General features: G+C 59.4%; 20 protein-coding genes. 14 read left to right on the forward strand and 6 right to left on the reverse strand.

The annotated features are described in order from the left end of the window. Window positions 1-37 precede the first annotated feature (37 nt). Together dapC and CKW17_RS06970 are read left to right on the forward strand one after the other, a co-directional pair. Window positions 38-1,237, forward strand: coding sequence for a succinyldiaminopimelate transaminase (gene dapC / locus CKW17_RS06965; RefSeq protein ID WP_095119295.1), 1,200 nt, complete (start codon window positions 38-40; stop codon window positions 1,235-1,237). A gap of 247 nt (window positions 1,238-1,484) precedes the next feature. After that, a complete protein-coding gene (locus tag CKW17_RS06970) occupies window positions 1,485-2,138 on the forward strand; it encodes a hypothetical protein (RefSeq protein WP_095119296.1) in 654 nt (217 codons plus the stop codon). 20 nt (window positions 2,139-2,158) lie between these two features. Here the strand turns inward: CKW17_RS06970 and CKW17_RS06975 are convergent, their stop codons facing one another. Continuing rightward, on the reverse strand, window positions 2,159-3,790 hold the full coding sequence (locus CKW17_RS06975; RefSeq protein ID WP_016985101.1) for a Na+/H+ antiporter: 1,632 nt from the start codon (window positions 3,788-3,790) through the stop codon (window positions 2,159-2,161). A gap of 279 nt (window positions 3,791-4,069) precedes the next feature. Here CKW17_RS06975 and CKW17_RS06980 point away from each other — a divergent pair, with 279 nt between their 5' ends. The 4 genes from CKW17_RS06980 (at window position 4,070) to CKW17_RS06995 (ending at window position 7,240) form a co-directional block, all read left to right on the forward strand. Next, complete coding sequence (locus CKW17_RS06980) at window positions 4,070-4,432, forward strand: ArsC family reductase (RefSeq protein WP_016985102.1); 363 nt, start codon at window positions 4,070-4,072, stop codon at window positions 4,430-4,432. Window positions 4,433-4,465: 33 nt separating this feature from the next. Further along, complete coding sequence (dapD, locus tag CKW17_RS06985) at window positions 4,466-5,500, forward strand: 2,3,4,5-tetrahydropyridine-2,6-dicarboxylate N-succinyltransferase (RefSeq protein WP_095119297.1); 1,035 nt, start codon at window positions 4,466-4,468, stop codon at window positions 5,498-5,500. Between the two features lie 133 nt (window positions 5,501-5,633). Continuing rightward, window positions 5,634-6,839: an aminotransferase class V-fold PLP-dependent enzyme gene (locus CKW17_RS06990; protein WP_095119298.1), complete on the forward strand. Its 1,206-nt coding sequence runs from the start codon at window positions 5,634-5,636 to the stop codon at window positions 6,837-6,839. Next, window positions 6,836-7,240, forward strand: a complete 405-nt coding sequence (locus CKW17_RS06995) for a SufE family protein (RefSeq protein ID WP_095119299.1) — start codon at window positions 6,836-6,838, stop codon at window positions 7,238-7,240. Before CKW17_RS06990 ends, CKW17_RS06995 begins: the two co-directional genes overlap by 4 nt. An 89-nt stretch (window positions 7,241-7,329) precedes the next feature. Here the strand turns inward: CKW17_RS06995 and tcdA are convergent, their stop codons facing one another. Next, window positions 7,330-8,148 carry a tRNA cyclic N6-threonylcarbamoyladenosine(37) synthase TcdA gene (gene tcdA, locus CKW17_RS07000; protein WP_095119300.1) on the reverse strand — a complete coding sequence of 273 codons (819 nt, stop codon included), beginning with the start codon at window positions 8,146-8,148 and terminating at the stop codon, window positions 7,330-7,332. Window positions 8,149-8,361: 213 nt separating this feature from the next. Here tcdA and CKW17_RS07005 point away from each other — a divergent pair, with 213 nt between their 5' ends. The 4 genes from CKW17_RS07005 to CKW17_RS07020 all read left to right on the forward strand — a co-directional run bounded on the left by CKW17_RS07005 (window position 8,362) and on the right by CKW17_RS07020 (window position 13,604). After that, complete coding sequence (locus CKW17_RS07005; protein ID WP_095119301.1) at window positions 8,362-10,953, forward strand: glycosyltransferase; 2,592 nt, start codon at window positions 8,362-8,364, stop codon at window positions 10,951-10,953. A 237-nt stretch (window positions 10,954-11,190) separates the two neighbouring features. Next, entirely contained in the window at window positions 11,191-12,342 is a 1,152-nt protein-coding gene (gene dapE / locus CKW17_RS07010; protein WP_095119302.1) for a succinyl-diaminopimelate desuccinylase, read from the forward strand. Then, window positions 12,342-13,151 (forward strand): putative RNA methyltransferase, encoded by an 810-nt coding sequence (locus CKW17_RS07015; RefSeq protein WP_095119303.1) that lies wholly within the window; start codon window positions 12,342-12,344, stop codon window positions 13,149-13,151. The genes dapE and CKW17_RS07015 overlap by 1 nt, the downstream gene beginning before the upstream one ends. 75 nt (window positions 13,152-13,226) lie before the next feature. Further along, a complete protein-coding gene (locus CKW17_RS07020; RefSeq protein WP_064364265.1) occupies window positions 13,227-13,604 on the forward strand; it encodes a hypothetical protein in 378 nt (125 codons plus the stop codon). A gap of 83 nt (window positions 13,605-13,687) precedes the next feature. Here the strand turns inward: CKW17_RS07020 and CKW17_RS07025 are convergent, their stop codons facing one another. Beyond that, window positions 13,688-13,897 (reverse strand): cold-shock protein, encoded by a 210-nt coding sequence (locus CKW17_RS07025; RefSeq protein WP_095119304.1) that lies wholly within the window; start codon window positions 13,895-13,897, stop codon window positions 13,688-13,690. Window positions 13,898-14,134: 237 nt separating this feature from the next. Between CKW17_RS07025 and plsB the strand changes: the two genes are divergently transcribed. The 3 genes from plsB (at window position 14,135) to CKW17_RS07040 (ending at window position 17,867) form a co-directional block, all read left to right on the forward strand. Further along, a complete protein-coding gene (plsB, locus tag CKW17_RS07030; protein ID WP_095119305.1) occupies window positions 14,135-16,636 on the forward strand; it encodes a glycerol-3-phosphate 1-O-acyltransferase PlsB in 2,502 nt (833 codons plus the stop codon). 115 nt (window positions 16,637-16,751) lie between these two features. Continuing rightward, window positions 16,752-17,150, forward strand: coding sequence for a YbaY family lipoprotein (locus tag CKW17_RS07035; protein WP_095119306.1), 399 nt, complete (start codon window positions 16,752-16,754; stop codon window positions 17,148-17,150). Between the two features lie 27 nt (window positions 17,151-17,177). After that, complete coding sequence (locus CKW17_RS07040; RefSeq protein WP_095119307.1) at window positions 17,178-17,867, forward strand: DUF4197 domain-containing protein; 690 nt, start codon at window positions 17,178-17,180, stop codon at window positions 17,865-17,867. Here the strand turns inward: CKW17_RS07040 and CKW17_RS07045 are convergent. The 3 genes from CKW17_RS07045 to CKW17_RS07060 all read right to left on the reverse strand — a co-directional run bounded on the left by CKW17_RS07045 (window position 17,864) and on the right by CKW17_RS07060 (window position 24,303). Next, window positions 17,864-19,255: a Fic family protein gene (locus CKW17_RS07045; RefSeq protein ID WP_095119308.1), complete on the reverse strand. Its 1,392-nt coding sequence runs from the start codon at window positions 19,253-19,255 to the stop codon at window positions 17,864-17,866. The two genes, CKW17_RS07040 and CKW17_RS07045, sit on opposite strands and share 4 nt — an antisense overlap. Window positions 19,256-20,127: 872 nt before the next feature. Further along, window positions 20,128-23,196 carry an efflux RND transporter permease subunit gene (locus CKW17_RS07055; protein ID WP_095119310.1) on the reverse strand — a complete coding sequence of 1,023 codons (3,069 nt, stop codon included), beginning with the start codon at window positions 23,194-23,196 and terminating at the stop codon, window positions 20,128-20,130. A gap of 6 nt (window positions 23,197-23,202) precedes the next feature. Further along, window positions 23,203-24,303: an efflux RND transporter periplasmic adaptor subunit gene (locus CKW17_RS07060; protein ID WP_095119311.1), complete on the reverse strand. Its 1,101-nt coding sequence runs from the start codon at window positions 24,301-24,303 to the stop codon at window positions 23,203-23,205. A 94-nt stretch (window positions 24,304-24,397) separates the two neighbouring features. Here CKW17_RS07060 and CKW17_RS07065 point away from each other — a divergent pair, with 94 nt between their 5' ends. Beyond that, on the forward strand, window positions 24,398-25,033 hold the full coding sequence (locus CKW17_RS07065) for a TetR/AcrR family transcriptional regulator (RefSeq protein WP_095119312.1): 636 nt from the start codon (window positions 24,398-24,400) through the stop codon (window positions 25,031-25,033). Window positions 25,034-25,038: the final 5 nt, after the last annotated feature.

Genomic DNA, 25,038 nt, shown 5'->3' on the forward strand with positions numbered 1-25,038 from the left:
CCCGGATTCAAATGGCTTTGCGAGAGACCCAGCCCCAATGAACAACGCTCTGAACCAGCTCCAGCCCTACCCGTTCGAAAAGCTCCGCGCCCTGCTCGGCACCGTGACCCCGAACCCGGATAAACGTCCGATCGCGCTGTCGATTGGCGAGCCGAAGCATCGCTCGCCAAGCTTTGTCGCCGAAACGCTGGCCAACAGTCTGGATCAGATGGCGGTGTACCCGACCACCCTCGGCATCCCGGCGCTGCGTGAAGCCATCGCCGGCTGGTGCGAGCGTCGTTTCGGCGTGCCAGGCGGCTGGATCGATCCGGCGCGCAACGTGTTGCCGGTCAATGGCACGCGTGAAGCGTTGTTCGCGTTCACCCAGACCGTGGTCAACCGTGGCGACGACGCGCTGGTAGTCAGCCCGAACCCGTTCTACCAGATCTACGAGGGCGCTGCGTTCCTCGCCGGGGCCAAGCCGCATTACCTGCCGTGCCTTGACGAAAACGGCTTCAACCCGGATTTCGATGACGTTTCGCCAGACATCTGGAAACGCTGCCAGATCCTGTTCCTCTGCTCGCCGGGTAACCCGACCGGCGCACTTATTCCGGTCGACACCCTGAAAAAGCTGATCGCCCTGGCCGACGAACACGACTTCGTGATCGCCGCCGACGAGTGCTATAGCGAACTGTACTTCGACGAACAGACGCCACCGCCAGGCCTGCTCACTGCCTGCGTCGAACTGGGCCGCAAGGATTTCAAGCGCTGCGTGGTGTTTCACAGCCTGTCCAAGCGCTCCAATCTGCCGGGCCTGCGCTCCGGTTTTGTGGCGGGCGACGCCGATATCCTCAAAGGTTTCCTGCTGTATCGCACCTACCATGGCTGCGCAATGCCCGTGCAAACGCAACTGGCCAGCGTGGCCGCGTGGAATGACGAAGTGCATGTGCGCGCCAATCGCGCGCTGTACCGCGAAAAGTTCGATGCGGTGCTGGAGATCCTCAGCCCGGTGATGGATGTTCAGCGTCCGGATGGCAGTTTCTATTTGTGGCCGAATGTGAACGGCGATGATGCGGCGTTCTGCCGTGATTTGTTCGCCGAAGAGCACGTGACCGTGGTGCCGGGATCCTATCTTTCGCGCGATGTCGACGGCATCAACCCAGGGGCCGGCCGTGTACGCATGGCACTCGTGGCGCCGCTGGCTGAATGCGTGGAAGCCGCGGAACGGATTCGCGCGTTCATGACTCGCCAACGCTAAGCAACTTTACCGTGCCAGCAAAACTGGCACGGTAACTTCCCCCTGCAAAGACACAACTCAATAAACTTGTATCCCGCCTTAGTCCATCTAACAGCTTACTATTGAGCTGCGTATCACGCTGCGCAGATTTAACTGTTAACTAATATCAAACATCAAAACAAGGAAGTTCAATCATGAACCCGACCACTAATATCGGCTTCAGCATAATGCTCGCAACCATTCAAACCGGATGCGGAGTACAACAATAATGTGGGCCCGAAACAATCCCTCCAAACTGTGGACTCCTGGCCAGACGTTGCGTATCGCCTTCCTTAATGGCACGCCTGAATTCAAGCAAGCCGTCCGTTCCGCCGCCAGTAACTGGCTGGCGCACATCAATTTGAAGTTCAACTTCGTCGAGGGGGCAGAAGGTGATATTCGCATACTCAGCGAAAATGGCACGTTCTGGTCGCAGATTGGCACCGATGCATTGCTCGACACCGATGAACCCACCATGCGGCTCTGGCCACACTCGAGTAATCATGCACGTTATTTCGCAGCGAACGTCATGCATGAGTTTGGCCATATGCTCGGCGCAGAACACGAACAAACCAATCCGACAGCCAACATCCCCTGGAATAGAACAGCCCTGTATGAGAGTCATGGAATCACCGACAACCCCGAGGAAGATGACTATCAGGCCGGAGTAACACGCAATAAACTGAACCAGTTGTACCTTGACCGTGCCGATCCGAGCGAAAGTCTTTATTCAACGTATGACCGTAAATCGATCATGCACTACGTCATCCAGCAGACCTGGACTGAAGGTGACTTCCAGATCTTTCCTAATCTGGAACTCAGTGAACACGACAAAGCCTTCATGGCAAAAGCCTACCCCTATCCACCGCAAGCAAGCGAATGACTTTATCCGCCAGTGCATGTTTATTTGACCTGCCCCAGGTTTGCTTCGCTTAAATCAAGATCTGCCAACACTTCTCGCAGGACGTCATCACCAATCTCGTGTTGGCGACTCAAGCTATAAAGTTCAAGGCGTTGTGCCCGCAGCGCCTTCAAACGCAAACGGCGTTCCAGCAGATCCATCTGGAACGCTAGCGCCTGGGCTTCTGCCGAATCGTTGAAAACTTCCAGTTGATGGCGATACTCGGACATGATCCGCGCCTTGAGTTCCGCCGAGAGAGCGGCTTGAGCGGCGTCCTGCGGGGCGACCTCCTCGGTCTCCAGGGCATGAATCGCCGCTTCGGCGGTCTTGCGCCAAGCGTCGCGCACTTCCTGGCGGCGTTTGTCATCCGGGCTCTTTTCAATTCCGCGCAACAACAGCGGCAAGGCGATGCAAGCCGACACCAGCGACAACAGGATCACCCCGGCGGCAATGAAAATCAGCAGATCACGCTCGGGAAAAGCATCGGCCCCCATCAACATCGGCACCGACATCACACCGGCCAGCGTCACCGCTCCACGCACCCCGCCGACGGTCAGCAGCCAGCAGGAGCGCGCGGTCGGTACCTGCGTCAACTCGCCCTTGCCGCGCAAGCGGCGCAGCAGCACCGACAAGCGCCAGATGCTCTGCACCCAGATAAACCGCAGCAATACCAGCGCCAGAAAAATTGCCACAACATCCAGACAGCGATAGAACAGCGTCGGCCACAATGTCGGTTCATGGCTGACCACAGCTTTGATGATGTCCGGCAATTGCAGGCCCAGCAGCAGGAAGATCAAACCGTTGAAGGCGAACTCCAGCAGCGACCAGACACTGCGATTGAGCAAGCGGGTGCTGGTCTGACGAGGCAACAGATCGAGCCAGCTCTGCATCATCCCTGCCGCCACGGCTGAGAGAATGCCCGAGACGCCGAGACGCTCGGCAAGGACATAAGCAGCGAACGGCAGCAGTAACATGAACACAACGTGCGTCGCGGGATCATCCCAGCCACGGGCGATCATCCACGCCCGCAAGCGCCCGACCAGCCAGCTCAATGCCACGCCGACCGCCAACCCACCGAGCGCCACCACGACAAAGGTGAGGCTGGCGTTGGTCAGTGAGAACACCCCTGTGATAGCCGCCACCAGGGCGAACTTGAAGGTCACCAGACCGGAGGCATCGTTCATCAGGGCCTCGCCCTGCAATATATGCATCAGCGGGGTCGGCAAACGGTTTTGCGAAATGGCCGACACCGCCACGGCGTCCGTCGGCGACAGCACTGCCGCCAGGGCGAAAGCCACCGGTAACGGAATTGATGGCAACAACCAATGAATGAAGTAACCGGCGCCGACCACGGTGAACAACACTAGCCCCACCGCCAGCGTCAGGATCGGCCCCCGCAAATGCCAGAACTCGCGCTTGGGCATGCGCCAGCCATCGGAGAACAGCAATGGCGGCAAGAATAGAAACAGGAACAACTCGGGATCGAGCGCCACGTGCAAACCCAGCGTCGGCCAGGCGAGCAATGCGCCGGCGGCGATTTGTACCAGCGGCAGTGGCAACGGGATGACCCGTCCGACCAGCCGCGAGACGCTGACCAGCATCAGCAGGATCAGGACGGTGTAAGCGGTTTGCATAAAGCGGAAATCTCAGACAATCGACAGCGTTGAACTGCCATATTAGCTGCTTAGGATGAATCTGACCGTTGCACCTATGTCGCAGCTGCCCCGATTGATGTCCGCACACCAATGTGTAGGAGCTGCGGCACGCTGCGATCTTTTGATCTTTAAAGACACAATCAAAAGATCGCAGCCTCGTTTCACTCGACAGCTCCTACAGGGTTTTGCGTATTCACCGAAGGGTCATGGCATAATCCGACACCATTTTTCTCCAGCACCTGTAAAGGGGGCAATTCCTTGACCGTTTCAAGTAAAACGTTGCACCTTTTCGGCATCAAAGCCTGCGACACCATGAAAAAGGCGCGCACCTGGCTCGATGAACACGCTGTCAGCTACGATTTTCACGATTACAAAAGCGCCGGCATCGACCGTGAACACCTGACCCAATGGTGTGACGAACATGGCTGGCAAACGGTGTTGAACCGCGCAGGCACGACCTTTCGCAAACTCGACGACGAACGCAAAGCCGATCTCGACCAGTCGAAAGCCATCGAACTGATGCTCGCTCAACCCTCGATGATCAAGCGCCCGGTGCTCGATCTCGGTGACCGAACCCTGATTGGCTTCAAGCCAGATATCTACGCGGCCGCTCTGAAGTAAGCAGCCCGTCACTCTTTGTAGAGGTGTATTTACATGTCCAATTCCCTGTTCAGCATCGCCTTTGGTGTCGGCACTCAGAACCGTCAAGGCGCCTGGCTGGAAGTGTTCTACGCACAGCCACTGCTCAACCCTTCGGCCGAACTGGTCGCTGCCGTTGCGCCGATCCTCGGTTACACCGAAGGCAACCAGGCCATCACTTTCACCACCGCCCAGGCTGCGCAACTGGCCGAAGCCGTGAAAGGCATCGATGCCGTACAAGGCAAGCTGCTGACCCGTCTGGCTGAAAGCCACAAGCCGCTGGTCGCCACCCTGCTGGCTGAAGACGCACAGCTGACCTCGACGCCTGAGGCCTACCTCAAGCTGCACTTGCTGTCGCACCGTCTGGTCAAGCCACACGGCGTGAGCCTGGCCGGTATCTTCCCGCTGCTGCCGAACGTAGCGTGGACCAGCCAGGGAGCCATCGATCAGAGCGAACTGGCGGAAATGCAACTGGAAGCGCGCCTGCGTGGCGAGCTGCTGGAAGTGTTCTCGGTGGACAAGTTCCCGAAAATGACCGACTACGTGGTTCCGGCTGGCGTGCGTATCGCTGACGCCGCCCGTCTGCGTCTGGGCGCTTACGTCGGTGAAGGCACCACCGTGATGCACGAAGGTTTCATCAACTTCAACGCCGGCACCGAAGGCCCGGGCATGATCGAAGGCCGCGTTTCCGCTGGCGTATTCGTCGGCAAGGGTTCCGACTTGGGCGGCGGCTGCTCGACCATGGGCACTCTGTCGGGCGGCGGCAACATCGTCATCAAAGTCGGCGAAGGCTGCCTGATCGGCGCCAACGCCGGTATCGGTATCCCGTTGGGCGACCGCAACACCGTTGAGTCGGGCCTGTACGTGACCGCCGGCACCAAGGTGGCGCTGCTCGACGAAAACAACAACCTGGTCAAGGTTGTGAAAGCGCGCGAGCTGGCCGGTCAGACTGACCTGCTGTTCCGTCGCAATTCGGAAACCGGTGCTGTGGAATGCAAAACCCACAAATCGGCGATCGAACTGAACGAAGCGCTGCACGCTCACAACTAAGTGCTTGGATAATCCATTGTAGGAGTGAGCCTGCTCGCGATGCTTTTAGCGCCCTCACGGACGCCATCGCGAGCAGGCTCACTCCTACAGGATTTGGCGTACATCCCGCCCCTCTTCACCAGGGCTAAAAACTGTGATGATTCCCTCCCCCTGGCGTGCCGATTTTCCGGCCATCGCCGCTCTGCAACGGCAAGACCAGACCTATCTGGACAACGCCGCCACCACGCAAAAACCCCAAGCCCTGCTCGACGCACTGACGCATTACTACGCCAACGGCGCGGCCAATGTGCATCGCGCGCAACACCTGCCCGGCGCCCATGCCACGCAGGCGTTCGAGGACAGTCGGCTGAAGGTTGCCCAGTGGCTGAATGCCGGTGACAGCGGGCAGATCATCTTTAGCCACGGCGCCACCAGTGCGCTGAATCTCCTGGCTTATGGCCTGGAACATCTATTCCAACCGGGCGATGAAATTGTCATCAGCGCCCTGGAGCATCACGCCAACCTGCTGCCATGGCAGCAACTGGCACAACGGCGCAACCTGAAACTGGTGATTTTGCCGCTGGACGCCGACGGTTTGATCGACCTTGCGGCCGCCGTGCATCTGATTGGTCCGCGCACGCGTTTGCTGGCAGTCAGTCAGTTATCCAACGTGCTCGGCGCCTGGCAGCCATTGCCGGCATTACTCGGCATGGCCAAGGCGCAGAACGCGCTGACCGTGGTCGACGGCGCCCAAGGCGTGGTGCATGGTCGGCATGACGTGCAGGCGCTGGGTTGCGACTTCTATGTGTTTTCCAGCCACAAGCTCTATGGCCCCGATGGCCTCGGCGTACTGTTCGGACGCGACGCTGCGCTTGAACAGCTGAAGCCTTGGCAGTTCGGTGGCGAAATGGTGCTGGAAGCCAACTATCACGACTCGCGTTTCCGCCCTGCTCCGCTGGGTTTCGAGGCGGGTACGCCGCCGATTGCCAGTGTCATCGGCCTTGGCGCGACGCTGGATTATCTGGCGGGTCTGGATCAGGACGCGGTCTCTGCTCATGAAGCCGCGTTGCATGACTATTTACTGCGTGGCCTCGCGGCGCGTAATGGCATTCGTCTGCTCGGCAAGCCGCAATTGGCGCTGGCCAGTTTTGTCGTCGAGGGTGTGCATAACGCTGATCTGGCGCATTTGCTGACCGAGCAAGGTATCGCCGTGCGCGCCGGGCACCATTGCGCGATGCCGTTGCTGAAAAGCTTCGAACTGGCCGGGGCGATTCGGGTGTCACTGGCGCTGTACAACGATTCCGAGGATCTGGAGCGGTTCTTTGAAGCGCTGGATCAGGCGCTGGAGTTGTTGCGATGAGCTTGCCGGTCGAGGCAGCTGAAGCGCTGCAGACTTTTCAGAATGCAGCGGGCTGGGAACAGCGCGCACGGTTGTTGATGCAGTTTGGTGATCGTCTGCCGGCGCTCAGCGATGCGGACAAGTGCGACGCTAACCGGGTGCATGGCTGTGAGAGTCAGGTGTGGCTGGTTGGCGAGCTGCACCACGGTCACTGGCAATTCAGCGCCAGCAGCGATGCGCGGATGATTCGTGGGTTGGTGGCGTTGTTGCTGTTGCGGGTTAACGGCTTGTCGGTGGCTGATTTAAAGCAAATCGATTTGCCGGATTGGTTTAATCAGCTCGGCCTTTCGCGTCAGCTATCGCCATCGCGCAGCAATGGCCTCAATGCCGTGCTCCAGCGAATGAATGAGTTGGCTGGTTAATCGCTTTCGCGAGCAGGCTCGCTCCCACAGGGGAATGCATTTCAATGTGGGAGCGAGCCTGCTCGCGAAGAGGCCCTCAGCCTCACCGCTCAAACCTCAGGCTTAATGCGATCCGCCGGGCGCCGAACACCGGCGACAATCTTGTCCACAGCCTTGGTCGCCGCGACCATGCCGAACGTCGCCGTGACCATCATCACCGCGCCAAACCCGCCTGCGCAATCCAGCTTCACCCCGTCACCAACAAAACTCTTCTGCAAACAGATGCTGCCATCCGGTTTCGGGTAACGCAGTTGCTCCGTGGAAAACACGCACGGCACGCTGTAATGACGAGTCACGGTGCGCGAAAAACCATAATCACGACGCAACGTCGAACGCACTTTCGAGGCCAGCGGGTCGTTGAACGTGCGGTTGAGATCGCACACCTGAATCAACGTCGGATCAATCTGCCCGCCCGCGCCACCCGTGGTGATGATCTGAATCTTGCGGCGTTTGCACCAGGCGATCAGCGCAGCCTTGGCGTTGACCGCGTCGATGCAGTCGATCACGCAATCGATGTTCGGCGTGATGTATTCGGCCATGGTGTCGCGGGTGACGAAATCCGCCACGGCATGCACGGTGCAATCCGGGTTGATCCCGCGCAGACGCTCGGCCATCACTTCGACCTTGGGTTTGCCGACGGTGCTGTCCAGCGCGTGCAACTGGCGGTTGGCGTTGCTGACGCAGACGTCATCGAGGTCGAACAGCGAAATCTCGCCGACGCCACAGCGGGCCATGGCTTCCGCCGCCCAGGAACCGACGCCACCGACGCCGACGATCGCCACATGGGCCGCGCGCAGGCGCTCCAGGCCTTCAATGCCATACAAACGGGCGATGCCTGCAAACCGCGGATCTTCTGTACTCATGACCATTACCCCAAAAACCGGCGCGCATTATAGGGCTACACAGCGACAAGTTCTAAACATCAGCTACAAGTGTAAGAACTTAAGTCAAAGTCGGCTGCCCAATGTCGGGCATTTCCCTGTCTGATGTACGACTTGCGAACTGCCGGTGTAGGATGCGCGCCCCTCGGGCGTCTAGCCGACCGATCCTCCGTTCCACAGCCTTTGGAACCCGAAATAGCTATGTCATCGCGTAAATTTGGACTCAACCTGGTGGTGGTTCTGGCAATCGCCGCCCTGTTCACCGGTTTCTGGGCGCTGATCAATCGCCCGGTTTCCGCGCCGAACTGGCCGGAGCAGATCTCCGGTTTCTCCTATTCGCCGTTCCAGCAGGGACAATATCCGCAGAAAGATCAGTACCCGACTGACGACGAGATGCGCCGCGACCTGGAGATCATGAGCAAGCTGACGGATAACATCCGTATCTACTCGGTCGACGGCTCGTTGCAAGACATCCCCAAACTGGCCGAAGAATTCGGCCTGCGCGTGACGCTGGGGATCTGGATCAGCCCGGATCAGGAACGCAACGAACGGGAAATCACCCGTGCCATCGAACTGGCCAACACTTCACGCAGCGTGGTGCGCGTGGTGGTCGGTAACGAAGCGATCTTCCGTAAGGAAATCACCGCCCAAGAGCTGAGCGTACTGCTCGATCGCGTGCGCGCGGCGGTGAAAGTGCCGGTGACCACGTCCGAGCAATGGCACGTCTGGGAAGAACACCCGGAGCTGGCCAAGCACGTTGACCTGATCGCCGCGCACGTTCTGCCGTACTGGGAATTCATTCCGGTCGACAAGGCCGGGCAGTTCGTTTTCGATCGCGCCCGCGACCTGAAAAAGCTGTTCCCGAAAAAACCATTGCTGCTCTCCGAAGTCGGCTGGCCGAGCAACGGCCGCATGCGCGGTGGCGCCGATGCATCGCCGGCAGACCAGGCGATCTACCTGCGCACTCTGGTCAACAAACTCAACCGCCAGGGTTTCAACTACTTCGTGATCGAAGCCTTTGACCAGCCATGGAAAGCCAGCGACGAAGGTTCGGTCGGCGCCTATTGGGGCGTGTTCAACGCCGCGCGCCAGCAGAAATTCAACTTCGAAGGCCCGGTGGTCGCGATTCCGCAATGGCGTGTGCTGGCAGTCGGTTCGGTGGTGCTGGCACTGTTGTCGCTGACCTTGCTGATGATCGACGGCTCGGCCCTGCGTCAGCGTGGGCGTATCTTCCTGACCTTTATCGCCTTCCTTTGCGGCTCGGTGCTGGTGTGGATCGGCTACGACTACAGCCTGCAATACAGCACATGGTTCAGTCTGACGGTCGGCTTCCTCTTGGCGCTCGGTGCGCTCGGGGTGTTCATCGTTTTGCTCACCGAGGCCCATGAACTGGCCGAAGCGGTGTGGATTCACAAGCGGCGGCGCGAATTCCTGCCGGTCGAGGGCGACTCCAGCTATCGCCCGAAAGTCTCGATCCACGTGCCTTGCTACAACGAGCCGCCGGACATGGTCAAACAGACCCTCGACGCACTGGCAGCGCTCGATTATCCGGACTACGAAGTTCTGATCATCGACAACAACACCAAGGACCCGGCGGTGTGGGAACCGGTGCGCGACTACTGCGCAACCCTCGGCCCGCGCTTCAAGTTCTTCCACGTCTCGCCGCTGGCTGGTTTCAAGGGCGGCGCGCTGAACTACCTGATTCCGCACACCGCCAAGGACGCCGAAGTGATCGCCGTGATCGACTCCGATTACTGCGTGCACCCGAACTGGCTCAAGCACATGGTGCCGCACTTCGCCGACCCGAAAATCGCTGTGGTGCAATCGCCGCAGGATTATCGCGACCAGAACGAAAGCACTTTCAAGAAGCTCTGCTACGCCGAATACAAAGGCTTCTTCCACATCGGTATGGTCACCCGTAACGACCGTGACGCGATCATTCAGCATGGCACCATGACCATGACCCGTCGCTCGGTTCTGGAAGAATTGGGTTGGGCTGACTGGTGCATCTGTGAAGACGCCGAACTCGGTCTGCGCGTATTCGAGAAAGGCCTGTCGGCGGCGTATTACCACGACAGCTACGGCAAGGGCCTCATGCCGGACACCTTCATCGACTTCAAGAAACAGCGTTTCCGCTGGGCTTACGGCGCGATCCAGATCATCAAACGCCACACCGGCAGCCTGTTGCGCGGCAAAGACACCGAACTTACACGCGGCCAGCGCTACCACTTCCTCGCGGGCTGGTTGCCGTGGGTTGCGGACGGCATGAACATCTTCTTCACCGTCGGTGCGCTGTTGTGGTCGGCGGCGATGATCATCGTGCCGCAGCGGGTCGATCCGCCGCTGCTGATTTTCGCGATTCCGCCGTTGGCACTGTTTGTGTTCAAAGTCGGCAAGATCATCTTCCTGTATCGTCGCGCCGTCGGCGTGAACCTGAAGGATGCATTCTGCGCGGCACTGGCCGGGCTGGCGTTGTCGCACACCATCGCCAAAGCGGTGCTGTACGGCTTCTTCACCAGCAGCATTCCGTTCTTCCGCACGCCGAAAAATGCCGACAACCATGGTTTCTGGGTGGCGATTTCCGAGGCGCGGGAAGAGCTGTTCATCATGCTGCTGTTGTGGGGCGCGGCGCTGGGAATCTTCCTGGTCAACGGCATGCCGAGTAACGACATGCGTTTCTGGGTGGTGATGTTGCTGGTGCAGTCGCTGCCGTATCTCGCGGCGCTGATCATGGCGTTCCTGTCGTCGTTGCCGAAACCGGCCACTGCGCCTGAGCCGGCGCCGGTCGTCTAAATCCTCATCGATGCACTAAACGGCGGCCAATGGTCGCCGTTTTGCTTTAAGATAACCGCCATTTTGCGGGGCTTGGCGGCGTTCGGCTCATTGGCCGAATCCAATTCCTGTAGGAGTGAGCCTGCTCGCGATAGCGGTGTAACAATCAATAGTTACGTTGACTGACACACCGCTATCGCGAGCAGGCTCACTCCTACAGTTAGTCCGCGCCCACATTCATGATCTTCGGAGTTTTCCATGACGGCCCACGCCGACCTTTCGCCGACCCTCCAACTCGCCATCGACCTGATCCGCCGTCCGTCTGTGACGCCGGTCGACGCCGATTGCCAGAAGCAGATGATGCAGCGCCTGGGCGATGCCGGTTTCACTCTCGAGCCGATGCGTATCGAAGATGTGGATAACTTCTGGGCGACCCACGGCAACAACGACGGCCCGGTGCTGTGCTTCGCCGGTCACACCGACGTGGTGCCAACCGGTCCGGTAACCGCGTGGCAGATCGACCCGTTCAACGCACTGATCGACGAACACGGCATGCTCTGCGGCCGTGGCGCGGCGGACATGAAAGGCAGTCTGGCGTCGATGACCGTCGCCGCTGAGCGTTTCGTCGCCGACTACCCGAACCACAACGGCAAGGTCGCGTTCCTGATCACCAGCGACGAAGAAGGCCCGGCGCACCACGGCACCAAGGCTGTGGTCGAGCGTCTGGCCGCGCGTAATGAGCGTCTGGACTGGTGCATCGTCGGCGAACCGTCGAGCACCACACTGGTTGGCGACGTTGTGAAAAACGGCCGTCGTGGCTCGCTGGGCGCCAAGCTCACCGTCAAAGGCATTCAGGGCCACGTCGCTTACCCACATCTGGCGAAGAACCCGATCCACCTCGCTGCTCCAGCGCTGGCCGAACTGGCCGCCGAGCACTGGGATCATGGCAACGATTTCTTCCCGCCGACCAGTTTCCAGATCTCCAACGTCAACTCCGGCACCGGCGCGACCAACGTGATTCCGGGCGATCTGGTGGCGGTGTTCAACTTCCGCTTCTCTACCGAATCGACCGTTGAAGGCCTGCAGAAACGCGTGGCTGACATTCTCGACAAGCACGACCTGGACTGGCACATCGATTGGGCGCTGTCCGGCCTGCCGTTCCTCACCGAACCGGGCGCACTGCTTGACGCGGTGTCGGCGAGCATCAAGGACATTACCGGTCGCGAGACCAAGGCGTCGACCAGCGGCGGTACTTCCGATGGCCGCTTTATCGCGACCATGGGCACGCAAGTGGTTGAACTGGGCCCAGTCAACGCGACCATTCACCAGGTCAACGAACGCGTGCTGGCGGCGGATCTCGACGTACTGACCGAGATCTACTACCAAACCCTGATCAAGTTGCTCGCCTGATGCTTGCTTGCCCCATCTGCAGTGAACCGCTGAATGCGGTGGATAACGGCGTGGTCTGCCCGGCAGGCCACCGCTTCGACCGCGCGCGCCAGGGTTACCTGAACCTGCTACCGGTGCAGCACAAAAACAGCCGCGATCCTGGCGACAACCAGGCCATGGTCGAAGCACGCCGTGACTTCCTGAACGCCGGGCATTACGCGCCGGTGGCCAAGCGTCTGGCTGAACTGGCGGCGAGTTATGCGCCGGATCGCTGGGTCGACATCGGTTGTGGCGAGGGTTACTACACCGCGCAAATTGCCGAGGCCTTGCCGAACGCTGATGGCTACGCGCTGGACATCTCCCGCGAGGCGGTCAAACGCGCCTGCAAGCGCAACCCGGCGATTAGCTGGTTGATCGCCAGTATGGCGCGTGTGCCGTTGGCGTCGGGCAGTTGCCAGTTTCTCGCCAGTGTTTTCAGTCCTTTGGACTGGGAAGAGGCCAAGCGCTTGCTCAGTGTCGGCGGCGGCCTGATGAAAGTCGGCCCGACCAGCGGCCATCTGATGGAACTGCGCGAACGCCTGTACGACGAAGTGCGCGAGTACACCGACGACAAGCATCTGGCCCTGGTGCCGGAAGGCATGGCGCTGGCGCACAGTGAAACCCTGGAATTCAAGCTGACGCTGGACAAGCCCGAGGATCGCGCCAACCTGTTGGCGATGACACCCCACGGCTGGCGCGCCAGTGCCGAGCGTCGTGCGGCGGTGATCGAACAGGCCGAGCCGTTCGAGACCACCGTGTCGATGCGCTACGATTATTTCGTTCTTCAATAACTTTTGGTCTCGGGCGAGTGCCCGAGGCCGGCTAAATCCGCGAATGGATTTTTCAGACCCGCAGTGAGGACATCCATGCGCCAACCGGACATCGAGATTTACCTGAAAGACGCCGACGTCGACCACAAGGCCATTTCGGCCTGGCTGGGCGCCGCGCTGGGCCCATGCAGCGACTGGGTACAGAAAGGCCAGACCTACAAATGCAAGGCCGGCAACGTGCCAGTCACCTGGCTGCCGAAAGCCGTGGGCAAATGGAACAGCCTGTACCTGGAAAGCGACCAGACCCCATGGGACGACGACATCGCCTGCGCCCGTGCAGCGTTTGCTGCGCTGAACGTCGAAGTGCGTTGTGCACCGGGGACATGGGTTGAAGAAGAAGGTGAGGAGACGGCAGATCGCTGGATTCGCATCAGCGCAGACGGTGAAGAAGAGATCACCTGGAAAACGGCATAAAAGCAGCTGCAAGCTGCAAGCTGCAAGTCTCAAGTTGAACTGCTTGTAGCTTGCAGCTTGTGACTTGCAGCTCGAAGCTGCTTTTACAAGCCTACAACATCCTCAGCCTGCAAACCCTTCTCGCCGGTAATCACCGCGTATTCGACCTGCTGGCCCTCAGTCAGCGACCGATGCCCTTCGCCGCGAATCGCACGGTAGTGCACGAACACGTCCACCCCGTCTTCGCGCTGGATAAAGCCGTAGCCCTTGGCGTCGTTGAACCACTTCACGTTGCCGGTTTCACGTATTGCCATCTGTTCATACTCCTTTTTTATTATTGAACAGGCTTTTCGCAGGAAAGCCTTAGAGGAACGTCAGCCTGTGTCCGACGTCCATAAAGGGCCCCGGCGACAGACCGCCGAGTATATGACAGGCGCGAAAACTCTCAACAGGAGATTACTTCGCCGCTTTTTTGCCGATTTTCGTCCAATACGGCACACTATCGACCGCCCGAGCAAACGCTCGGTTTTATCCACTCATGCAGAAGCCGTATGACCCGTTCCCCGTTCCGCCGTCTTGTGTTTGGCACCCTGCGCCGACTGTTGTACCTCTGGGTTCGCTCGGAGACGATCAACCAATCGTCGTTCACCCTCAACCTCGACCGCAGTCGTCCGGTGTTCTACGTCCTGCAAAACCCTTCGCTGACCGATCTGGCCGTGCTCGACACCGAGTGCACCAAGGCCGGCCTGCCGCGACCGGTGCTGCCGGTATCGGTGGGTTCGCTGATCGAACCGGCGGCGTTTTTCTACCTGACGCCGGATCCCGACTGGCTCGGTCGCCAGGACAAACGCGGCGCACCGCCGACCCTGACCCGACTGGTCAGCGCCCTCACCCAGAACGCTGCCGAAGACGCGCAGATCATTCCGGTCAGCGTGTTCTGGGGCCAATCACCGGACAGCGAAAACAGTCCGTGGAAACTGTTGTTCGCCGACAGCTGGGCCGTTACCGGGCGTTTGCGTCGCTTGCTGAGCATCATTGTTCTCGGGCGTAAAACCCGCGTGCAGTTCTCCGCGCCGATTCACTTGCGCGAGCTGATCGAACACAACAAGGGCCACGAACGCACCGTGCGCATGGCCCAGCGGATCCTGCGCGTGCACTTCCGCAATCTGAAAGCAGCGGTCATCGGCCCGGACATTTCCCACCGTCGCAACCTGGTCAAAGGTCTGCTCAACCAGCCACTGGTCAAGCAAGCGATCCTCGACGAAGCCGAGCGCGAAAACATCTCCCCGGAGAAAGCCAAGGCTCAGGCCTTGCGCTACGGCAACGAAATCGCGTCGGACTACACCTACACCGCGATCCGCTTCCTTGAAGTGGTGCTGAGCTGGTTCTGGAACAAGATCTACGACGGCATCAAGGTCAACCACATCGAAGGCGTGCAGAAAGTCGCGCAGGGTCACGAAGTGATCTACGTGCCGTGCCACCGCAGCCACATCGACTACCTGCTGCTGTCGTATTTGCTGTTCCGCAACGGCCTGACCCCGCCGCACATTGCCGCCGGGATCAACCTGAACATGCCGGTGATCGGCAGCCTGCTGCGGCGTGGCGGCGCGTTCTTCATGCGCCGCACGTTCAAGGGCAATCCGCTGTACACCTCGGTGTTCAACGAATACCTGCACACCCTGTTCACCAAAGGCTTCCCGGTCGAGTACTTCGTCGAGGGCGGCCGCTCACGCACCGGACGCATGCTGCAGCCGAAAACCGGCATGCTCGCCATCACCCTGCGCAGCTTCCTGCGTTCGTCGCGCATGCCGATCGTGTTTGTGCCGGTGTACATCGGTTACGAGCGCGTGCTTGAGGGTCGCACCTACCTCGGCGAACTGCGCGGCGCGAGCAAGAAGAAAGAGTCGATCTTCGACATTTTCAAAGTCATCGGCGCACTCAAGCAGCGCTTCGGTCAGGTCGCGGTGAATTTCGGCGAGCCGATCAAACTGGCGGAATTCCTCGATGCCGAGCAACCAGACTGGCGCCAGCAGGAACTCGGCCCGCAGTACAAACCGGCGTGGCTCAACGAAACCACCAATCGCCTCGGCGAGAAAGTCGCGCAGCATCTGAACGAAGCGGCGGCGATCAACCCGGTCAACCTGGTGGCGCTGGCGCTGCTGTCGACTACGCGTCTGGCGCTGGATGATCGCGCCATGGCGCGAGTGCTGGATCTATACCTGGCGCTGCTGCGCAAAGTCCCGTACTCGCCGCACACCACCTTGCCGGAAGGCGATGGCCGCGCGCTGATCGAGCACGTGAAGGACATGGACCTGCTCGCCGAACAGAACGATGCGCTGGGCAAGATTCTCTATCTGGATGAGCAGAATGCCGTCCTGATGACCTACTACCGCAACAACGTGCTGCACATCTTCGCCCTGCCGGCACTGCTGGCGAGCTTCTTCCAGAGCGCCTCGCGCATGAGCCGCGAACAGATCCTGCGCTACACCCGCGCGCTGTATCCGTACCTGCAATCGGAACTGTTCATTCGCTGGACGCTGGACGAACTGGACGGTGTGGTCGATCAGTGGCTCGAAGCATTCGTCGAGCAAGGCCTGCTGCGTTTCGAGAAAGACGTTTATCTGCGTCCGGCACCGAGTTCGCGGCATTTCGTATTGCTGACGCTGCTGTCGAAGAGCATCGCCCAGACCCTGCAGCGCTTCTACATGACCGTGTCCTTGCTGCTCAACAGCGGCCAGAACAGCATCAGCGCCGAAGAGCTGGAAGACCTCTGCACCGTCATGGCCCAGCGCCTGTCGATTCTCCACGGCCTGAATGCGCCGGAGTTCTTCGACAAGAGCCTGTTCCGCCACTTTATCCAGACCCTGCTCGACCTCGACGTGCTGCGTCGCGACGAGGCCGGCAAACTGAGTTACCACGAACTGCTCGGCGAACTCGCCGAAGGTGCGGCCAAACGCGTGTTGCCGGCGGAGATTCGTTTGTCGATCCGCCAAGTTGCACTGCATCGCAGTGAAGATGCTGCCGATCAGGTCGTCGCCCAACCCGAGACCTGATGCAAACCTGGTGGGAGTGAGCTTGCTCGCGAAGGCGGAGTGTCAGTCGACATCTCAGTGACTGAAATACCGCTTTCGCGAGCAGGCTCGCTCCCACAATTGAATGGAGAACACCATGAAAAAACTGACTCTGCTCGCCGCCGCTACGCTGTTGAGCGCCTGCCAATCGACCAGTCCCGCCGGCAAGGTCGGCCTCGACGGTGAAGTGTTCTACCTGCAGCGCATCGCCCTGCCTCCGAGCGCGACCCTCAGCGTCAGCCTGCAGGACGTTTCGCTGGCCGATGCGCCAGCCGTGGTGCTGGACGAGCAGAAAGGCCCGGTCAAAGGCCAGGTGCCGCTGCCCTTCCACTTGAGCTACGATCCGACGCAGGTCAAACCCGGCCATCGTTACTCGGTCAGCGCGCGCATTGAAGTCAACGGCGAACTGATGTTCATCACCACCGAAAACCACGCCGTGCAACTCGACGGCAACGACCCGCAGCCGCTGAAAATCCGCGTCGACGCCGTTCGTTAATTCATTTTCTGCCTCAAGGAAGCCGCCATGCTCCGCCCTACCCTTCGCTTCGCTGGCCTGTGCGCAGGCCTGATGATCTCCGCCAGCGCGCTGGCCCTGTCGCTCAGTGACCTGTCACAAAAAGACGCCACCGGCGGCCTCAAGGATGCCCTGACCCAGGGCGCCCAAATTGCCGTCAAACAACTGGGCACCCCCGGCGGCTTCAGCAACAACCCGGACGTGAAGATCGAACTGCCGGGCAAACTCGGCAAAGCCGCGACCAAAATGAAAGCCTTCGGCATGGGCGCTCAGGTTGAAGAACTGGAAACCGCCATGAACAAGGCTGCCGAATCCGCGGTGACCCAGGCCCAGCCAATCCTCGTCGACGCCGTGAAGAAAATGAGCGTGGAAGACGCCAAAGGCATCCTCAGCGGCGGCAAGGATTCGGCCACGCAATACCTCGACAAATCCAGCCGCGAACAGATCCGCGCCAAGTTCCTGCCAATCGTCAAGCAAGCGACCGACAAGGTTGGCGTAGCGCAGAAGTACAACGCCTTCGCCGGCCAGGCCGCGACGTTTGGTGTGGTAGACGCGAAGAGCGCCAACGTTGAAAACTACGTCACCGAGCAAGCGCTGAATGGCCTGTTCGAGATGATCGGCAAACAGGAAGAAACTATCCGCCAGAACCCGGCCGCTGCGGCGACCAGTCTGGCGAAGAAGGTGTTCGGCACGCTTTAAGCTGTCACAACATGGGGGCGAAGGAATTCGCTCCCGTGCTTCCATCCACCTACAGGATTACGTAAAAAGAACACCCACTCCCGCCCCATCTTCCTCCGTTCAAAAACCCGTAACTCGTCTAATCCGTCTAGTGCCGACGCCGCCTCGCTATACGAGCAAGCAAAATTCTCAGCCACATTGCTCGCGGTGAACTCCTTCGCCACTCCATTTTTGGCCACCTCGTACAACGCGCGTTGTTTTTCCGTGAGTTGATCAAAGAAGCCGCAATTCTTCAGCCTGCGCTCGAACTCTTCGGTGCACCCCACGCTCTTGCGGTAAACATCAGTAAACCCGAGCACCGCTCGCTGGATCACCGAACACTGGAATTCGATGAAGTACGTCAGATCCAACTCATCCGCCTCGGTATGCAGGTATGAACGTCCATATTTCACCGGTGCATTACGCAGTAACAAACTGATCGCTATGTAGCGAAACGCCGCAAACTCGTTCTTGAACATGAACCAGTAAAACAACGCCCTGGCGACCCGCCCGTTACCGTCGCGGAAGGGATGTTCGTAGCCCAAGGCAAAATGCAGCGTGATCGCCTTGATCAGTGGATGCAGGTAGCTCGTCTCTTGCGGTGAGCCTTCGGGCAGGTTGATCCAGTGCGACAGTCGCTCCAACCGCGACACCAATCCTGCTGCAGGTGGCGGCCGGTGCACCGTGTTGCCCGCCCCGTCCTGAACGACCACTTCGTCATTGATCCTGAACACCCCGGGGGAATACTGCTCGTCATCGATACCCTCGACCCCCACCCGATGAATCGCCGCAATCAACTCCACGCTCATGGGTTCGTAACGCCTCTCCCAGGCGAAATTCATCATCCGGTAATTCCCCATCACCATGCGTTCATCCGGAGTGCGGGGCTGGCGCTGCTGCTTGAGCATGTCCTTGGCCACACGCATAGTCGTCGCAGCGCCTTCCAGCTGACTGCTGGCGATGGCTTCATCTTCGATCAAATCGTTAAGCAGATAACTGAAATGCGCCCGCTCGCCGATTTGGCTGGTCATATATTCCAGCGCCGCAGTACTGGCCTGTCGATCCACGATGGAGATGGTTTTCTGTGCCAACGGCGTCAACAGATACTTGCCCCACTGCACAGGCTCGCCCAGTGGCAGAAGGTTAATGTGCTGGGCAGCCCGTGCCTTCTTGACCAAGGCCCAACAGAGCTTGGCATCCAGCCCTTGCGCCCAGCGATAACGCAACGCTTCAAATGGCAGATAACGACCTTGATCATCGAGCGGCTTGAGCAGCGCAAGATAGTCCGCCAGACGATGCTTGTGGGGCGGGCGCACCAACAAGTCGAAAACGGGGTCGGTTCTGCCTTTCAATGCTGGCGGCTTTTTCATCAGGTGAACTCAGAATGCGTAGGGAAGCAGAGGCTGGAGTACAGCATCCGAGGCACCAAGGCTCAATATCGGAGGTTTCTGAAAAAGATGTAGGAAGTGGCGGAGACAGAGCGGGTTATGGATAGTCAGCTAGAGACTGGTCGGCTACCAGGCCGCCTTCGCGAGCAGGCTCGCTCCCACCATTTGGATCGCATGCAGCAGTTAGAGACTGGGTGGCTTTTAGGGCGTCATCGCGAGCAGGCTCACTCCTACATTTGGATTGCGTACAGCTGCAAAAAACAGGTCGGCTGTCAGGCCGCCTTCGCGAGCAGGCTCGCTCCTACAGTTGGATTGCGTACATCTAAAAAAAAAAATAGGTCGGCTGTCAGGCCGCCTTCGCGAGCAAGCTCGCTCCTACAGTTGGATTGCGTACATCTGCAAAACACAGGTCGGCTATCAGGCCGCCTTCGCGAGCAGGCTCGCTCCCACAGAAGAGCAAAGCAAAGCCATGCCTACCACCCGCTCCTCACCACTCAACAGGATGAGCGTTAGCTCGGCTGCAGCTTTTGATCTTAGAGCCCGTCGGCAGGCTGAGTGGAGGGATTGATCCGGGGGTGGGAGCGCAGCGACCGTTCGACGAAGTCGAACACATCGAGAGGAGGTGCAGCGAAGCAAACCGTAGGCGATGCCCCCGGATCGATCCCGGAGCGAAGGAACCCCGAGCCCCAGCGAGCGGGCCGAACGTCAGGGCACAGACCTTTGGTTCCTTTGGGGCGTTTGCCAAAGGGACTCGCTGTAAGAGCGAAACCGCCAGCCGCAGCACCCGCAGAAACGGATATCCACCCAAACCCCAAGAACATGGTCGGCCCGAAGGCCGCCACGTCACAACACAATCAAGCGTCCCTACGCACCCGGAACCAAGCCGCATACAACGCCGGCAAAAACAACAACGTCAGCGCAGTCGCAACAATCAACCCACCCATGATCGCCACCGCCATCGGCCCAAAAAACACACTCCGCGACAACGGAATCATCGCCAGCACCGCCGCCAACGCCGTCAACACAATCGGCCTGAAGCGTCGAACCGTAGCCTCGATAATCGCCTGCCAAGGCTTAAGCCCCGAAGCAATATCCTGCTCAATCTGATCCACCAGAATCACCGAATTGCGCATGATCATCCCCGACAACGCAATCGTCCCCAACATCGCCACAAACCCGAACGGCTGGCGGAACACCATCAAAAACAGCACCACCCCGATCAACCCCAACGGCGCCGTCAAAAACACCATCGCCGTGCGCGAAAAACTGCGCAACTGCACCATCAACAGCGTCAGCACCACGACAATAAACATCGGCACCCCGGCATTCACCGACTTCTGCCCACGCTCGGAATCCTCCACCGTGCCACCGACATCCAACAGATAACCATCCGGCAACTCGGCACGAATAGAATCCAGCGTCGGCATGATCTGCTTCACCAGCGTCGCCGGCTGCTCCTTGCCATAAATATCCGCACGCACGGTCACGTTCGGCAGGCGATTGCGGTGCCAGATAATCCCCTCCTCAAAGCCGTATTCCAGCGTGGCAATCTGCGACAACGCCACACTGCGGCCGTTGTCCGTCGGCACCGCCAGACTCGGCAACAACGACAATTCAGTGCGCTCATGCACCGTGCCGCGCAACAGAATCTCGATCAACTCGTTGTCTTCGCGATACTGACTGACACTCGACCCGGTCAACGAACTCTGCAGAAATTTCGCCAGATTGGCCGTGCTCACACCCAACGCCCGGGCACGATCCTGATCGATATTCAGGTACACCACTTTGCTGGGCTCTTCCCAATCCAGATGCACATTGACCACATGCGGATTCTCGCGAACCTTGGCCGCCACCTTGCGCGCCAACGCGCGGACTTCTTCGATGTGTTCACCGGTGACGCGGAACTGCACCGGATAGCCAACCGGCGGGCCGTTTTCCAAACGTGTAACCCGCGAACGCAATGTCGGAAATTGCTCGTTAAGCGTTTCGATCAACCAACTGCGCAACGCCTCACGCTCCTCGATGTTCTTCGCCAACACCACAAACTGGGCGAAGCTGGCTGCCGGCAATTGTTGATCCAGCGGCAGATAGAAACGCGGCGAACCGGTGCCAACGTAAGCCACGTAATTGTCGATGCCGGCGTGATCCTTGAGCATCGCCTCCAGCCGTTTGACCTCGCCAGTGGTATTGGCCAACGACGCACCTTCAGCGAGCTTCAGATCGACCATCAACTCCAGTCGATTCGAGGCCGGGAAAAACTGCTGCGGGACGAAGCGGAACAACATCACCGAAGCAATAAACAGCCCGACTGTCAGCACGATCACGGTCTTGCGATGCGCCACGCACCACTCCACCAAGCGCCGAACACGCTGATAGAACGGCGTGCCATACGGATCAGCCTGACCATCGGCGGTACCGTGTTTGGCCGCATGAATTTTCGCCAGATCCGGCAGAAGTTTTTCCCCCAGATACGGCACGAACACCACCGCCGCCACCCACGAGGCCAGCAACGCGATGGTCACCACCTGGAAAATTGAACGAGTGTATTCGCCAGTGCCGGATTGCGCCGTGGCAATCGGCAGGAAGCCTGCGGCGGTGATCAACGTACCGGTGAGCATCGGGAACGCGGTGCTGGTCCAGGCATAACTCGCCGCACGAATACGGTCGAAGCCCTGCTCCATTTTGATCGCCATCATTTCCACAGCAATGATCGCATCGTCCACCAGCAAGCCCAGCGCCAGCACCAACGCGCCAAGGGAGATCTTGTGCAGGCCGATGCCGAGGTAATACATGCAGGCGAAAGTCATCGCCAGCACCAGCGGAATGGTCAGCGCCACCACCATGCCGGTGCGCACGCCGAGGGAGAAGAAGCTCACCAGCAAGACAATCGCCAGCGCTTCGACCAGTACCTGAACGAACTCGCCGACCCCGGTTTTCACCGCCGCCGGCTGATCGGAAACCTTGCGCAATTGCATACCGGCCGGAAGGTTTTTCTGGATGCGCGAGAACTCGCCTTCCAGCGCTTTACCCAGCACCAGAATGTCGCCGCCATCCTTCATCGCTACCGCCAGACCAATTGCATCTTCGCCCATGAAGCGCATGCGCGGCGCCGGTGGATCGTTGAACCCGCGACGCACATCGGCGACATCGGAGATGCGGAACGTACGATCACCGACGCGGATCGGGAAGTTTTTTATCTCCTCGACCGTCTGAAAATTCCCCGAGACCCGTAGTTGCAAGCGCTCGCTACCGGTTTCAAAGAACCCGGCGGTCGACACCGCGTTCTGCTCTTGCAGCGCTTGTTGCACCGCCGCCAGCGGCAAGCCGAGCGTTGCCAGTTTGACGTTGGACAGCTCGACCCAGATTTTCTCATCCTGCAAACCAAGCAGGTCGACCTTGCCAACATCCTTGACCCGTTGCAGCTGGATCTGGATACGGTCGGCGTAATCCTTGAGCACCGCGTAATCGAAACCGTCGCCGGTCAGCGCATAGATATTGCCGAACGTGGTGCCGAACTCATCGTTGAAAAACGGCCCCTGAATATCCGGCGGCAAGGTCTGGCGAATATCACTGACCTTCTTGCGCACCTGATACCAGAGGTCGGGGATTTCCTTGGAGTGCATCGAGTCACGGGCAATGAACGTGACTTGCGATTCACCGGGGCGCGAGAACGACACGATGCGCTCGTATTCGCCGGTTTCCATGAGTTTCTTTTCAATGCGTTCGGTGACCTGACGCGAGACTTCCTGCGCGGTCGCACCCGGCCAACGGGTCTGAATCACCATGGCTTTGAACGTGAACGGCGGGTCTTCACTCTGGCCGAGTTTGGTGTAGGACAACGCACCGACGATCGCCAGCAAAAGCATCAGGAACAGTACGATCTGGCGATTACGCAGCGCCCATTCGGAAAGGTTGAAGCGCATCGGGGCTTACTCCTTGTCCGCCAGATTGACCACACGGTTGGAACGATCCACCGGACGCACCTGCTGACCTTCGAGCAACACATGCACGCCAGCAGCCACCACCCAGTCGCTGGCGTTCAAGCCTTCGAGCACCGGCACGCTTTTTTCGCCGAACGGGCCGATGCGCACCGGGGTTTTCTTCAAGGTGTTGTTGCCGTTGACGACCCAGACGTAGGTCGCGCCGTTTTCGGCGGTGAGTGCCGAGAGCGGCACCGACAGGGAAACGCTGTCAGCCGATTGCACAAACACCCGGGCACTCTGGCCCAGTTCGGCCGGGACTTTGCCGCTGGTGAAGGAAATACGTGCAGCAAAGGTGCGTGAGCGTGGATCGGCGGCGGGCGACAGTTCGCGGATCTGTCCGGCGAAGCGCTGGTTCTGTTGGGTCCACAGTTCGACGGTCACAGGCTGGCCAACCTTGAAGCGCCCGAAGCTCTGCTCCGGCAGGCTGATCAGCACTTCGCGTTCGCCATCGGTGGCGAGGGTAAACACGGTTTGCCCGGCGGCGACGACCTGCCCGACCTCGACCGAACGCTTGGCCACCACGCCATCCTGCGGCGCACGCAACACGGCGTAACTGGCCTGATTGGTCGATACGTTGAATTCGGCTTTGATTTGTTTAAGGCGGGCTTCACCGGAGCGATAAAGGTTTTCGGCGTTGTCGTAGGCCGAGCGGCTGACCATCTGCCGATCCATCAGGGTCTTGTAGCGATCGCGCTCGGCACGGACCAGATTGAGATTGGCTTCGGCGGCAGCCACCTGGGCGCGGGTGGCTTCCAGTTGCAGGCGCACGTCCTGCGGATCGAGTTCAGCGAGTGGCTGATCAGCCTTCACGCGCTGACCTTCATCGACCAGTCGTCGGCTGACTTTGCCGCCGATGCGGAATGCCAGATCAGGTTCGTAGCGGGCGCGCACCTCGCCCGGATAACTTTCCATCGCCTGCGCCGAAGGCTCTGGCTGCACCACCATGGCCGGTCGCACGGTGACTTGCGTCGCCTCTTCCTGACCACACGCTGACAAAAGGAACGCCAGACTCACTGGCAACGCGAGGGACAACGCATGGCGGAACATGGTGACGGACCTTTCGCTAATGGTGCTTGGAATAATTATACTGGCGGGTATGTTATTAATAGCAAACTCACCAGTCCAGTATTAAAAGCGAAGAATGTCGAACAATCTTTCAGCTCCAAACGGTCCGGGCCGCCCCAAGGATCTGGCCAAGCGCCAGGCCATCCTCGACGCGGCGAAAATTCTGTTTCTGAGTCATGGCTATGCCAACACCAGCATGGACGCGGTCGCCAGCGAAGCGGGCGTGTCGAAGCTGACGGTCTACAGCCATTTCAACGACAAGGAGACGCTGTTCTCCGCTGCCGTGGTGGCCAAATGCGAGGAGCAATTACCGCCATTGTTCTTCGAATTGCCCGAAGGCATTGCCGTGGAAAATGTATTGCTGAACATTGCGCGAGGCTTTCATCACCTGATCAACAGTGATGAATCGGTGAATCTGCACCGTTTGATCATGGCACTCGGCAGTCAGGACCCGAAGCTGTCGCTGATCTTCTTCGAGGCCGGCCCGCAGCGCATGGTGCAGGGCATGGAGCGGCTGTTGACGCGCATCCACGAGACAGGCGCGCTAAGCATCGATCTGCCGCGCAATGCCGCCGAACATTTCTTCTGCCTGATCAAAGGTGCGGGGAATTTTCGTTTGTTGTATGGCTGTGGGGAGCCGTTGACTGAAGAGGCAGCGGAAAGCCATGTGCAGGAAGTTGTAGCGTTGTTTATGCGTGCCTATCGCCCCTGACAGCC

The organism is Pseudomonas sp. Irchel s3f10, from assembly GCF_900187515.1.
Taxonomy (GTDB): domain Bacteria; phylum Pseudomonadota; class Gammaproteobacteria; order Pseudomonadales; family Pseudomonadaceae; genus Aquipseudomonas; species Aquipseudomonas tensinigenes.

Excerpts from the sequence above, each read along its gene's own strand:
- dapE (WP_095119302.1), top strand. The coding sequence starts at position 11,191 with ATGACGGCCCACGCCGACCTTTCGCCGACCCTCCAACTCGCCATCGAC.
- CKW17_RS07045 (WP_095119308.1), bottom strand. The coding sequence starts at position 19,255 with ATGAAAAAGCCGCCAGCATTGAAAGGCAGAACCGACCCCGTTTTCGAC.
- dapC (WP_095119295.1), top strand. The coding sequence starts at position 38 with ATGAACAACGCTCTGAACCAGCTCCAGCCCTACCCGTTCGAAAAGCTC.
- CKW17_RS06975 (WP_016985101.1), bottom strand. The coding sequence starts at position 3,790 with ATGCAAACCGCTTACACCGTCCTGATCCTGCTGATGCTGGTCAGCGTC.
- CKW17_RS07025 (WP_095119304.1), bottom strand. The coding sequence starts at position 13,897 with ATGGCAATACGTGAAACCGGCAACGTGAAGTGGTTCAACGACGCCAAG.
- dapD (WP_095119297.1), top strand. The coding sequence starts at position 4,466 with ATGTCCAATTCCCTGTTCAGCATCGCCTTTGGTGTCGGCACTCAGAAC.
- CKW17_RS07060 (WP_095119311.1), bottom strand. The coding sequence starts at position 24,303 with ATGTTCCGCCATGCGTTGTCCCTCGCGTTGCCAGTGAGTCTGGCGTTC.
- CKW17_RS07005 (WP_095119301.1), top strand. The coding sequence starts at position 8,362 with ATGTCATCGCGTAAATTTGGACTCAACCTGGTGGTGGTTCTGGCAATC.
- CKW17_RS07065 (WP_095119312.1), top strand. The coding sequence starts at position 24,398 with ATGTCGAACAATCTTTCAGCTCCAAACGGTCCGGGCCGCCCCAAGGAT.
- CKW17_RS07020 (WP_064364265.1), top strand. The coding sequence starts at position 13,227 with ATGCGCCAACCGGACATCGAGATTTACCTGAAAGACGCCGACGTCGAC.
- CKW17_RS07040 (WP_095119307.1), top strand. The coding sequence starts at position 17,178 with ATGCTCCGCCCTACCCTTCGCTTCGCTGGCCTGTGCGCAGGCCTGATG.
- CKW17_RS07035 (WP_095119306.1), top strand. The coding sequence starts at position 16,752 with ATGAAAAAACTGACTCTGCTCGCCGCCGCTACGCTGTTGAGCGCCTGC.
- CKW17_RS07055 (WP_095119310.1), bottom strand. The coding sequence starts at position 23,196 with ATGCGCTTCAACCTTTCCGAATGGGCGCTGCGTAATCGCCAGATCGTA.
- CKW17_RS07015 (WP_095119303.1), top strand. The coding sequence starts at position 12,342 with ATGCTTGCTTGCCCCATCTGCAGTGAACCGCTGAATGCGGTGGATAAC.
- tcdA (WP_095119300.1), bottom strand. The coding sequence starts at position 8,148 with ATGGTCATGAGTACAGAAGATCCGCGGTTTGCAGGCATCGCCCGTTTG.
- CKW17_RS06970 (WP_095119296.1), top strand. The coding sequence starts at position 1,485 with ATGTGGGCCCGAAACAATCCCTCCAAACTGTGGACTCCTGGCCAGACG.
- plsB (WP_095119305.1), top strand. The coding sequence starts at position 14,135 with ATGACCCGTTCCCCGTTCCGCCGTCTTGTGTTTGGCACCCTGCGCCGA.
- CKW17_RS06995 (WP_095119299.1), top strand. The coding sequence starts at position 6,836 with ATGAGCTTGCCGGTCGAGGCAGCTGAAGCGCTGCAGACTTTTCAGAAT.